General features: G+C 47.8%; 10 protein-coding genes. 8 read left to right on the forward strand and 2 right to left on the reverse strand.

Annotated features, from left to right (window positions below; all coding sequences use genetic code 11):
- The first annotated feature begins 4 nt into the window (after window positions 1-4).
- The 3 genes from acrA to DK430_RS09755 all read left to right on the forward strand — a co-directional run bounded on the left by acrA (window position 5) and on the right by DK430_RS09755 (window position 5260).
- A complete protein-coding gene (gene acrA / locus DK430_RS09745; protein ID WP_109078867.1) occupies window positions 5-1201 on the forward strand; it encodes a multidrug efflux RND transporter periplasmic adaptor subunit AcrA in 1197 nt (398 codons plus the stop codon).
- 13 nt (window positions 1202-1214) lie between these two features.
- Window positions 1215-4313: a multidrug efflux RND transporter permease subunit AcrB gene (gene acrB, locus DK430_RS09750; protein ID WP_109078868.1), complete on the forward strand. Its 3099-nt coding sequence runs from the start codon at window positions 1215-1217 to the stop codon at window positions 4311-4313.
- A 146-nt stretch (window positions 4314-4459) separates the two neighbouring features.
- Window positions 4460-5260: a class I SAM-dependent methyltransferase gene (locus DK430_RS09755; RefSeq protein ID WP_109078869.1), complete on the forward strand. Its 801-nt coding sequence runs from the start codon at window positions 4460-4462 to the stop codon at window positions 5258-5260.
- 145 nt (window positions 5261-5405) lie between these two features.
- On the opposite strand, the gene DK430_RS09760 is transcribed toward DK430_RS09755, so the two are convergent.
- Window positions 5406-6338, reverse strand: coding sequence for a Dyp-type peroxidase (locus tag DK430_RS09760; RefSeq protein ID WP_109078870.1), 933 nt, complete (start codon window positions 6336-6338; stop codon window positions 5406-5408).
- Between the two features lie 428 nt (window positions 6339-6766).
- Between DK430_RS09760 and corA the strand changes: the two genes are divergently transcribed.
- The 5 genes from corA to DK430_RS09785 all read left to right on the forward strand — a co-directional run bounded on the left by corA (window position 6767) and on the right by DK430_RS09785 (window position 11423).
- Window positions 6767-7714: a magnesium/cobalt transporter CorA gene (gene corA, locus DK430_RS09765; protein WP_109078871.1), complete on the forward strand. Its 948-nt coding sequence runs from the start codon at window positions 6767-6769 to the stop codon at window positions 7712-7714.
- Window positions 7715-7728: 14 nt separating this feature from the next.
- Window positions 7729-8289: a YggT family protein gene (locus DK430_RS09770; RefSeq protein ID WP_109078872.1), complete on the forward strand. Its 561-nt coding sequence runs from the start codon at window positions 7729-7731 to the stop codon at window positions 8287-8289.
- A gap of 26 nt (window positions 8290-8315) precedes the next feature.
- The gene (yggU, locus tag DK430_RS09775) at window positions 8316-8609 is read left to right on the forward strand and encodes a DUF167 family protein YggU (RefSeq protein WP_109078873.1); all 294 of its coding nucleotides are present in this window, start codon (window positions 8316-8318) and stop codon (window positions 8607-8609) included.
- A gap of 116 nt (window positions 8610-8725) precedes the next feature.
- Window positions 8726-9385, forward strand: a complete 660-nt coding sequence (locus DK430_RS09780) for an NAD(P)H-dependent oxidoreductase (protein WP_109078874.1) — start codon at window positions 8726-8728, stop codon at window positions 9383-9385.
- A 64-nt stretch (window positions 9386-9449) separates the two neighbouring features.
- Entirely contained in the window at window positions 9450-11423 is a 1974-nt protein-coding gene (locus tag DK430_RS09785) for an LTA synthase family protein (protein WP_109078875.1), read from the forward strand.
- A 170-nt stretch (window positions 11424-11593) separates the two neighbouring features.
- On the opposite strand, the gene pgeF is transcribed toward DK430_RS09785, so the two are convergent.
- Window positions 11594-12331 carry a peptidoglycan editing factor PgeF gene (gene pgeF / locus DK430_RS09790; protein ID WP_109078876.1) on the reverse strand — a complete coding sequence of 246 codons (738 nt, stop codon included), beginning with the start codon at window positions 12329-12331 and terminating at the stop codon, window positions 11594-11596.

The raw sequence follows: 12331 nt of genomic DNA on the forward strand, positions 1-12331 counted from the left end.
TTTTATGAGTTCCACTCAAATCAACAGACCAAAGCGTTCCCATGTTTTCTTCTTGAAACTGGCTTTGGGCGTATTCGTATTACTTTTCGTCGCCATGATTGTGATGAATTACATGAAATCAAAAGGCATTGCGGATTTCCTTGCCAATCAAGGTGAAACCCCGTCTCCGGTGACGGCGATGACCGTCACGGCGCAACAATGGACACCGGTAATTGAAACTACCGGGTTGGTGCGCCCGAACCAGGGGGCCATGTTGAGCGCGCAAAGTGCGGGTACTATTTCCAAAGTTTTAGTCACCAACGGGCAAACCGTGAAAAAAGGCGATTTGCTGGTGGAATTGGACAGTTCCGTTGAACGTGCCAGTTTGCAGGCTGCCGAAGCGCAAGTGATTTCATTGCGTCAAACTTATCAACGTTACGCAAACTTAGCGAAAAGCGGCGGTGTTTCCCGTCAGGAATTAGACAACGCGAAAGCGGCGTATGATGCACAGGTTGCCAACGTGGAATCTTTAAAAGCCACCGTTGAACGTCGCCAAATCCTTGCGCCATTTGATGGTAAAGCGGGTATCGTGAAAGTGAATGTGGGGCAATATGTGTCAAACGGTACGGAAATCGTGCGCGTGGAAGACCGCAGTTCCATGAAAGTGGATTTTTCTATTGCTCAAAACTTGTTGGATGAGTTGCGTCTTGGTCAAAAAGTCACGGCAACCGCCGATGCCCGCTTGGGTGAAACTTTTGCGGCGAAAGTGACCGCTATTGAGCCGGCAATCAGTTCTTCTACCGGTTTGGTTGACGTGCAGGCGACTTTTGAGCCGGAAGACGGTGCAAAATTGTTATCCGGTATGTTTACCCGTTTGAACGTGGCATTGCCGACGGAATACGATCAAATTGTGGTGCCGCAAGTGGCGGTGAGCTACAACATGTACGGCGAATCGCTTTATATTTTGACCGCACTTTCTGACGAAGAAAAAGAGAAGTTCGCCAAACAAGGCGATGTGAACAAAATGTATCGCGCCCACCAAATCACCGTATTTACCAAAGATCGCCAAGGGATTTATTCTCAATTAAAAGGCGATGAAGTGAAATTCGGCGACAAAATCATTACCGGCGGTCAGCAAAGTTTAAGCAATGGCGCTTTAGTGATTGTTGCGGATAAACAAGGCGTGGGTACGACTCAACCGGCAAGTAAAACCAACCTCTAATTAGGAATAGCGAATGAAATTTACCGATATATTTATTCGACGCCCGGTACTTGCGGTTTCAATCAGCCTGTTAATTATCATCCTTGGCTTGCAGGCGATTTCCAAACTGGCGGTGCGTGAATATCCTAAAATGACCACAACCGTAATTCAGGTTTCTACCGCTTATCCCGGCGCGGATGCCAATTTGATTCAGGCGTTTGTTACCTCGAAAATTGAAGAAGCGGTAGCGCAGGCGGACAACGTGGATTATATGTCTTCCACCAGTAGTCCTAGCAGTTCTACCATTACGGTGAAAATGAAGTTAAATACCGATCCGAACGCGGCACTTGCCGATGTGCTGGCGAAGGTTAACTCCGTGCGTTCCGAGTTACCAAGCGGTATTGAAGACCCAACTGTGACCTCTTCAACCGGTGGTTCGGGGATTATGTATATTAGTTTCCGCTCCAACAAATTAGATGCCAGCCAGGTAACCGACTATATTCAGCGTGTGGTAAAACCGCAGTTCTTTACCGTTGAAGGGGTGGCGAGTGTCGAAATTTTCGGTGCGTCCGAATACGCGCTACGTATTTGGTTGGATCCGCAAAAAATGGCGGCGCAAAATCTTTCTGCGACGCAAGTGATGTCCGCGTTGTCTGCAAATAACGTGCAAACGGCAGCGGGTAACGACAACGGTTTTTACGTGGTCTATAAAAACAAAGTGGATACCACCACCAAATCTGTGGATGAATTAAGCAAGCTCATTGTGTATTCCAGTGGCGATAAATTGGTGCGCTTGCGTGATATTGCGGATATTGAACTGAATAAATCCAGCGATAATGCCCGTGCGGTTGCCAATGGTTCCGACTCCGTGGTGTTGGCGATTAATCCGACGTCTTCCGCGAATCCGTTAACTGTGGCGGAAAAAATCCTGCCGTTGTATGAAAGCATTAAAAATAATTTACCGGATACGATTCAAACGGACATTTTATATGACCGCACTATCGCCATTAATAACTCCATCGACGAAGTGGTGAAAACTATTATTGAGGCGACCATTATCGTATTGGTGGTGATCACCATGTTTATCGGTTCCTTCCGTGCGATTTTGATTCCGGTGATTACCATTCCGATTTCCCTTATCGGGGTAATCATGATGCTGCAAACTCTGGATTTCTCCATTAACCTGATGACCTTACTTGCCTTGATTTTGGCAATCGGTTTGGTGGTGGATGACGCCATTGTGGTATTGGAAAACGTAGACCGTCACATTAAGCTCGGTGAAACGCCGTTCCGTGCGGCGATTATCGGTACCCGTGAAATTGCCGTGCCGGTCATTTCCATGACTATCGCCCTGATTGCGGTATATTCTCCGATGGCGTTAATGGGCGGAATTACCGGAACCTTGTTCAAAGAGTTCGCCTTAACCCTTGCGGGTGCGGTGTTTATTTCCGGTATCGTGGCGTTGACCCTTTCGCCGATGATGACCAGTAAATTGCTGAAAGATCACGACAAACCAAGCAAATTGGAAGAACGTGTGAACCGCACCTTAACCAAGGTCAATAATATTTACGCGTACATTTTGGATTTAGTGATGATGAACCGTAAATGTATGTTGGTGTTTGCGGCAATTATTTTTGCTACGTTGCCGGTGCTGTTTAAATCCCTTTCCAGCGAACTCACGCCGGCAGAAGATAAAGGCGCGTTCCTTGCCATCGGTTCTGCCCCTTCTAACGTGAACGTGGATTACGTGCAGGCAGCAATGGCGCCGTATCAAGAAATCTTAACCAACACGCCGGAGGTACAGTTTGCCATGACCATTTCCGGTGTGCCGAGTACCAACCAATCCCTGAACGTGGTGACGTTAAAAGATTGGAGCGAGCGTTCTAAAAGCCAGGCGCAAGTGTTGGCCGAGTTGAACAACAAAGCGAAAGCCATTCCTGAAGTATCCGTCAGTGGCTTCGCCTTCCCGGAAATTGACACCGGGGAACAAGGCCCGCCAATTGGTTTCGTGATCAGTACTTCGAAAGATTATGCAGATTTAGCGAATGTCGCCGGCAAATTCTTAGAGGCCATGCAAAAATCAGGTAAATTCGTTTACACCGATTTGGATTTGAAATTTGATACGGCACAAATGCACATTAAAATCGACCGTGAAAAAGCCAGCACTTACGGCATCACCATGCAACAAATCAGTACCACATTGGGAAGTTTCCTTTCTGCGGCGACGGTTGAGCGTGTGGATATTGACGGTCGTGCCTATAAGATTATTTCCCAGGTAAAACGTGAAAACCGTTTATCACCGGAAAGCTGGAATAATTACTATGTCAGCGCAGCAAATGGCACTTCCGTTCCGTTAAGCAGCTTAATCACGATGACCTTGGAACCGCAACCAAGCTCTTTACCGCGTTTCAGCCAGTTAAACTCTGCGGTGATCAGCGCCGTACCAATGCCGGGTTCTTCCATCGGCGATGCCATCCAATGGTTGCAGGACAGCGCGACGGATTTGTTACCGCAAGGTTATAATTACGACTTCAAAGGCGAAGCGCGTCAGTTGGTGCAAGAAGGCAATGCCTTGGCGGTGACTTTCGTGTTGGCGGTGATCATCATTTTCTTGGTGTTGGCGATTCAGTTCGAATCCATTCGCGATCCGCTGGTTATCATGATTTCCGTACCATTGGCGATCAGTGGGGCATTGTTGGCACTGAACTTCTTCGGCTTTATCGGTGTGGCGGGCAGTACCCTGAACATCTATTCTCAAGTGGGCTTGATTACACTGGTCGGCTTAATCACCAAACACGGTATTTTGATGTGTGAAGTGGCGAAAGAAGAGCAGCTAAATCACGGTAAAACCCGTATTGAAGCCATTACCGAAGCGGCAAAAGTGCGGTTACGTCCGATTCTGATGACCACCGCCGCGATGATTGCAGGTCTTATTCCGTTGCTTTATGCAACAGGCGCGGGCGCGGTATCCCGTTTCAGTATCGGTATCGTGATCGTTGCAGGCTTGGCAATCGGTACGCTGTTTACCTTGTTTGTGTTGCCGGTGATTTACTCTTACATTGCAAGCGAACACAAGCCGTTACCGGAATTTGATGAAAGTATCAAGCCGATTGAAGGCGAGATTAATCATTAACCAAATTTGTTTGTAGAACCCACCGCACTTTTGAGCAATCAAAGTGCGGTTTTTTATTGGACAAATTTTAGTAACGTTATATTTCAAAGCATATAGTGTTGCAGTAAAATTTATCGCCGAAAACAACCGCACTTTTAGGACACCTCATGACCATTTACGACATCGATTTTAACACCCTCTACAAACAACACCTCATTCACTGCAATCATTACAATTTACCGCCTGAAAAATGGGACAAAAAAGCCGTGAAAATGGCGGAAAATCTGGTGGGCAAAGCCAGCCGTTATAATAAACAATTATTGGAAGCCATGCAGGTGCAACCAAACGAAAGCGTGCTGGACATCGGCTGCGGGCCGGGCACCTTCGCCATTCCGTTGGCGCAGCAGGGAAGCCCGGTGTATGCCTTGGATTACAGCGCGGGTATGCTTGATGTGCTGGCGGGATATAAACAAAAGATGCAATTGGATAATTTAACCTTAATCCGTCGTTCTTGGGCGGAGAATTGGGACGACGTGCCGCAGGCGGATATCGTATTGGCATCCCGTTCTACGCTGGTGGATGATTTGGACGACATGATCGATAAACTCCGTGCCAAGGCGAAAAAGCGGGTGTATCTCACTTCTGTTACCCAACGTCATTTTTTAGACGAGGGCGTGTTTGCCGCTATCGGTCGCGACGACATCGGTTTCCCGACCTATATTTACTTGCTGAATCGGCTTTATCAAAAGGGCATTCAAGCCAACCTGAATTTCATCGAAACGGAATCCGGTCGTTTTATGGGCGAAACCTATGAAGATTTGCTCAATTCCGTGGAATTTTCCCTTGGTCCGTTAAATGAAAAAGAAAAAGAGGGCTTGGCGGCATTTTATCGGCAGAAACAGAAGCGTAATGAGCCTATTGAACATGGACAGCGTAAGTGGGCATTGATTTGGTGGAATGTGGAATGAAAAGTGCGGTCACAAAAAACAACGTTTTTTGAACGTTGGCTTTGCCAACGGCCCCAACGGGGCGAATAAATCACCTTAGTGATTTATGAGTAATTTTTCAATGTGTTTTTATGTGAGGCGGGTCCTGTGCCCGCCCGTGAAATCCTTATTCCGAAAATTCATCCAACATATCCAATGTCGGCACGAAAAATAAGGTACCGGTTTTGGCGTGGCTGAAATCTAAAATGCGGTCGTAGTTGCCTTTCGGCTTGCCGATAAACATATTGGATAGCATTTTTTGCACGGTTTTGAAGGTGCTGGCGTAGCTGATGAAGTAAGTGCCCATTTCATTGGCGCCGGCGTTGCCGAACGGCATATTGTCGCGTACCACTTTCAAATCGTCGCCCACATTCGCCAAAGCAACGTGGGAGTTGCTTGGTTTGCTGTCGTCATCCAATTCAATGTCGTCCTGTTTGGTGCGTCCGATGACTTTTTCTTGCTCGCTCACCGGTAATTTGCGCCACGCGTTCATGTCATGCACATATTTCTGTACGAATAAATAACTGCCACCTTTATATTCCGGATCTTCATCGCCGATAATGGCAAAAAATTCCCGTTCTTTCGGTGTTTGCGGATTTTCCGTGCCGTCCACGAAACCGAGAATGGAACGTCCGTCCCAATAACGAAAGCCGTGCACTTCTTCCACGCAATCGGCGACTTCGTGTAGCAAATCGGTAATCACGGCGGAAATGTCATACACCAAGCTTTTTTCTACGGCGCGAATGTGAAAATGCAGGTCGCCGCGGGTAGATACCGCCGTGTGTTTTTCGCCTTTAATGGGTTTGAATTCCGCCAATTCTTTTGGCAGCGGTTGCGGTAAATCCAATTGTCGCCACGCCTGATAGCCGATGCCCATGACGCAACTGGCGGCACTATGCGGAAAGCGGTTATTGGTTGAATTATTAATGTTTAACATTAATGCGCACAGGCGTTTGAATGTGTCTTTCACCTCCACGCCGTCTTTAAAATTCCACACCATAAACACCGTATTGGCATTGGGTTCATCGGTGACTTTTTGCGGTTGTGCAGCAAATTCCATGGTTTTGTCCTCTGTCTGAAAAGTAATCGTTAGGTGCGTTATTATAAGAAAGCCGATTGGATTTTTCAAAGCATAACGCCTTGACGAATCAGGCGTTCAGGCGTAACATTGCGCGCGATTTAGTAACAAGAGGACACACACTTTGGACAGTCACAGTCGATACCGAACGGAGTTTTCACTGTAACTATCGCCCGTCTCACTTATCGGCGATGGTTTAGTCGGTAAGTTTCTTTTACCTTTCTCTTTTTCGGCATCTTTTTCGTCAGACGAAAATTTGCAAAAAATTCATTCATTACCGCTTTCTTTTTTGTCGTTAAAAAACACGCGTAAAAACGACCGCACTTTTGATCGCTGTTGTCTTGTAATGTCTTATTCGTTTGATGTTTTGTTCATCGTGTTGTGCGATATCCAACCGGGAGTATGACAAAATGATAAATGCCTTTGCCCTTGAAGATGCCCGCCTGGTTCGCATTGACGAAACCACCGAGCCGTTAAACACCGCCATTTGGATCGATTTGTTGGAACCGACCGTGGAAGAGCGTGAAACGTTGCAGGAAAATTTGGGTCAGAGTTTGGCATCGTTTCTGGAATTGGAAGACATTGAAGCGTCCGCGCGTTTTTTTGAAGACGAAGACGGCTTGCACCTTCACTCGTTTTTTTATTGTGAAGATGAAAACGACTATGCGGATTTAGCCAGCGTGGCGTTTACCATTCGCGACGGGCGTTTATTTACCCTGCGCGATCGCGAATTGCCGGCGTTCCGTTTATATCGTATGCGTTCCCGCAATCAGCGTTTAATCGAATGTAATTCCTACGAATTATTGCTGGATTTATTTGAAACTAAAATCGAGCAGTTGGCGGACGTGATTGAAAACGTGTACGCAGATTTGGAAAAATTAAGTCGCGTGGTGTTAAACGGAACGCAAGGCGAGGCCTTTGACGAAGCCTTGGCGACCCTAACGGAACAAGAAGACACCAGTTCCAAAGTGCGTTTGTGCTTGATGGATACGCAGCGCGCGTTAAGTTTCTTGGTGCGCAAAACCCGCTTGCCGGCAAATCAGTTGGAGCAGGCGCGTGAAATTTTACGAGACATTGAGTCCTTACAGCCGCATAATGAGTCCCTGTTCCAAAAAGTGAACTTTTTACTGCAAGCGGCGATGGGTTTTATCAATATCGAACAAAACCGTATTATCAAAATCTTCTCCGTTGTATCGGTGATTTTTCTGCCGCCGACCTTGGTGGCGTCCAACTACGGCATGAACTTCAGCGATATGCCGGAGCTCGGGTTAAAATTCGGTTATCCAATGGCATTGGGATTAATGGCACTGGCGGCATTTGCGCCGTACTGGTATTTCAAACGCAAAGGCTGGTTATAATTTAAGGATACAGCATGAATTCAATTCAATTTCTTATTGCGACGGCGATTAGCGTCTATAGTTTTATTTTAATTTTACGCACTTGGTTTCAACTGGCAGGCGTGGATTTTTACAATCCGTTATCACAAGCCTTAGTCAAAGCTACTCAGCCGGTGGTCTCGCCGTTAAGTAAATTCGCGCCGACGGTAAAAGGCGTGAACACCGCCGCATTATTGGCGTGCTTCATTCTAGGCTTAGTGAAATTCCCATTATTAAATCTGTTCGGCATGATCGGCGGTGCATCCTTGTTTGAATACGCCATTATCGGTGTATTAAGCGTGGTACACAGCATCGGTGAAGCCGTTTTTTATGTGTTACTGGTGGGCGCGATTTTAAGCTGGTTTAATCGCGGTGCAGGGCAGGCGCAATATATTTTGTATCAATTGAGCGAACCCGTATTACGCCCTGTGCGTAAAATCCTGCCGAATACCGGCATGATCGATTTTTCGCCGATGGTGGTGGTTTTCGTATTGTACTTACTGAATCGCGTGTTATATGACCTATTTGACGGGCTTTGGGTCGCCGCCGCGTTTTAAGGTTCACCAAGTTTAAGGTAAAAGGTATGGCGGCAGTAGAACGAAACGGCGCAGATTTGCGCCTTAGAATTTTCTTGCAACCGAAAGCCGCCAAAGATCAGATCGTCGGATTACATGACGACGAATTGAAAATCAGCATCACCGCACCTCCTGTGGATGGGCAAGCTAACGCCCATCTGCTTAAATTCCTCAGTAAACTCTTCAAAGTTCCCAAAAGCAGCATTGTGCTGGAAAAAGGCGAACTTAATCGCCATAAACAGGTTCTAATTCCTAGCCCTAAACTTATTCCGCCGCAAATTGAATCTTATTTGAGGCCATAAAGTTCGGTTGAATATAAGGACGTTTTTTACTGGACAAAAAACGAAATAAGCGGAAAATGGGCAACCAAATTACAACTTATTCTTATTTCTCATGATGTTATTGCAAGGAGACTTCAATGAGCGTTACCAAACAGCAAGTATTAGACGCCTTTCATTTTCGTTGCGCCACGCGCTATTACGATCCCGCCCGCAAAATCAGCAAAGACGATTTTGACTATATTTTAGAACTTGGACGTTTATCCCCAAGCTCCGTCGGCTCCGAGCCCTGGCAGTTTTTAGTGATTCAAAACCCTGAATTACGCCAAGCCTTAAAACCGGTAAGCTGGGGCATGGCAACCCAATTGGACGACGCCAGCCATGTCGTGGTGATTTTAGCCAATAAAAATATGCGTTACGATTCCGAAGATTTTAGAGAGAACCTAGTGCGTCGCGGCTTAACAGAAGAGCAAATTCAAACTAACATGGCGACTTACCAACGTTTCCAAACGGAACACATAAATGTGCTGGAAAACGACCGCACTTTATTCGACTGGGCGAGCAAACAAACCTATATCGCCCTTGCCAACATGATGACCGGCGCCGCGCTGATCGGCATCGACAGCTGCCCGATTGAAGGTTTTAACTATGCGGAAGTGAACCGCATTCTGGCGCAAACCGGCGCTTATGATGCGGAAAAATATGCGGTTTCCGTGGCAGCAACGTTCGGCTATCGCGCCAAAGACATTCGCCCGAAAGCCCGCAAACCGCTCAACGAAATTGTTCATTGGATCGAATAACTTATTATGAGTCCGTTCTGCGTGAATCGCGCATGAGCGGATTTATTCCATTTGGAGACTTGGAATGTCACGTCAACTTTTTAAAACGGCAAAACCCCGTTCTTTGCTGTACCCGATTTTTTTCTTTTGTATTCTTAACCTCATCGTTTTCACCTTGTCCCGCCTAGGCTTGTCTTTGTGGCAATGGGATCGCGTCAATGCGGTTCACGGCTGGGGGCAACTGTTTTTACAAGGCTTACGCATGGACGTGGTGTCTTTGTGTTACCTGTTCGGTGTGCCGGCGTTATTGAGCGTATTGCTTTATCATGACAACGCCTTAGGACGCATTTGGAAAGGCATTTTGCGCGTCTGGCTAACTGTCGGCAGCGTGTTCATTGTGTTTATGGAACTTGCCACACCTGCGTTCATCGATACCTACGATTACCGCCCGAATCGCCTGTTCATCGAATATTTGATTTATCCGAAAGAAGTGTTCTCCATGCTGATGGAAGGGCATTTAAGTGCGGTCATTTTGAGCCTTGTTTTCACGATAATTGCTGCCGTGGTTTATTGGAAACTTGCCGGTCGCGCCGTGCGTGACGTGCAACCGATGAGCTGGAAATGGCGCCCGTTAGTAGCGTTATTGGTGATCGCCTTGAGCTTTATCGGCGCACGTTCCAGCTTTCAGCATCGCGGTATTAACCCGGCAATGGTGGCGTTTTCCTCCGATGCCATGGTCAATTCCTTGGTGTTGAATTCGGGCTATTCCGTGCTTTATGCGGCGCAACAATTTAAAGACGAAGGCACCTCTTCAGAAGCCTACGGCAAAATGGAGACGGCGGAAATGCTGGAAATTGTGAAGAACAGCGGCAGTCGTCCGGCGGAAGCGTATATTTCCGAGGAATTCCCGACGTTGACCCGTAACCAAGCCAGTTACCAAGGCAAACCGAAAAATATCGTGATTATTCTGGAAGAAAGTTTCGGCGCGCAATTTATCGGCTCTTTGGGCGGTTTGCCGTTGTCGCCGGAGTTCGACAAACTGGCGCAGCAAGGTTGGTTGTTTGATAACTTATACGCCACGGGCACCCGCTCTGTGCGCGGTATTGAAGCGGTCACCGCAGGCTTCACGCCGACGCCTGCCCGCGCCGTGGTGAAACTTAACAACAGCCAAAGCGGTTTCTTCACCTTAGCGCAATTATTAAGCCAACGAGGCTATGACACATCCTTCATTTACGGTGGGGAAAAGCATTTCGATAACATGGCGGGCTTTTTCTACGGCAACGGCTTCAAACGCATTATCGACCAAATGGATTATCAAAATCCGACCTTTACCGGCACTTGGGGCGTGAGCGACGAAGACCTGTTCACCAAAGCCAACGACACCTTCACGCAGTTACACAAAGAAGGTAAGCCGTTCTTCAGTCTCGTGTTCAGCTCCAGCAACCACGATCCGTTTGAGTTCCCGGACGGCAAAATCGACCTTTACGAACAACCGAAAGCCACCCGTAATAATGCGGCGAAATACGCCGATTACGCCATCGGGCATTTCTTCAAACTGGCAAAGGCATCGAATTATTGGAAAGACACCATTTTCTTGGTGATCGCCGACCATGATTCCCGTGTTGCCGGCGCCAGCCTCATGCCGATTAAGCATTTCCACATTCCGGCGTTGATTTTGGGCGAGGGCATCGAGCCGCGCCGCGATAACCGTTTGGTCAGTCAATTTGATATGCCGACCACCTTGCTTTCCTTGGCGGGCATCAGCGGCGATTACCCGATGATCGGCTACGATCTTACCAAACCGAACGATCCGAACCGCGCCATCATGCAATACGACCAAGTGCAGGCACTCATGCGCGGCAAGGATGTGGTGATTCAATTCCCGAAAGTGGGGGCGAAAACCTATCGCTACGATAAAGCCACCGAAACCTTAACGGAAGCGGAAGTGCCGCAAAGCATGGTGAAAGAAGCCTTGGCGCACGCGCTGTTGGGCAGTTACTTGTATAAGCACCGTTTATACACCACGCCGGAAATTAAACAGGCGGAAGGAAAACGCTAATTTTGCGATGAAAAGTGCGGTCGAAATTCGCGATGGATTTTGAATTGCTGTGGGTAATAAATTACCCATGGTTACGCATGGTTCAGCCCCTTTGGGGCTGTTTTAAATTCCCCAAGGTTGAATGATGACTTTAACTTAGGCTAATTCATCACCTAGATCAAAATGAGGATTTACCCCTCAATCCAAATCACCGACGCCATTCTTCCCGTGGCGTTATCCCGCCGATAAGAAAAGAATTTGTCTGCCTCAAGGTAAGTGCAGTGTTCGCCGCCGCTGATTTGGGTGATGCCAAGGGCGTTGAGGCGTTGGGTTGCGATTTGATATAAATTGCCGAGGAATTTGCCGTCGGCGGTGGGATCGGCAACGAATGCCGCTTTGGCTTGTGCATCCCAAGCGGCGAATTGGTCGATGACCTCTTGTCCCACCTGAAATGCGGTCGGTCCGATAGCAGGCCCGAACCAAGCGAGAATGTGCTCGCGCGGGCATTGAAATTTGGCGACGGTTTGTTCTAACACGCCATCACATAATCCGCGCCAACCGGCGTGGGCGGCGGCGACTTCCGTGCCTTCTCGGTTGGTGAATAGCACAGGCAGACAATCGGCGGTCATGACCAGACAGACTTGGTTCGGTTGGTCGGTGTAAACCGCGTCGGCGTTAACATCTTCGCCGTGATAAGGCAAGGTCAGCACCTTGGTGCTATGAATTTGATTTAAGAACAGCGGCATTTGCGGCAGATGGAATTTTTCCACCAATAAAGTGCGGTTGGTTTTCACGGCGTTTTTATCATCGCCCACATGATCGCCCAAGTTGAAGCTGTCATAAGGCGCAAGGCTGACGCCGCCATGGCGCAGAGTAGTGAACGCCCGTACGTTTTGCGGCGCGTTCCAGTTCGGTTTGATCGCTTGCAT

This window comes from Aggregatibacter kilianii, from assembly GCF_003129965.1.
Taxonomy (GTDB): Bacteria; Pseudomonadota; Gammaproteobacteria; order Enterobacterales; family Pasteurellaceae; genus Aggregatibacter; species Aggregatibacter kilianii_A.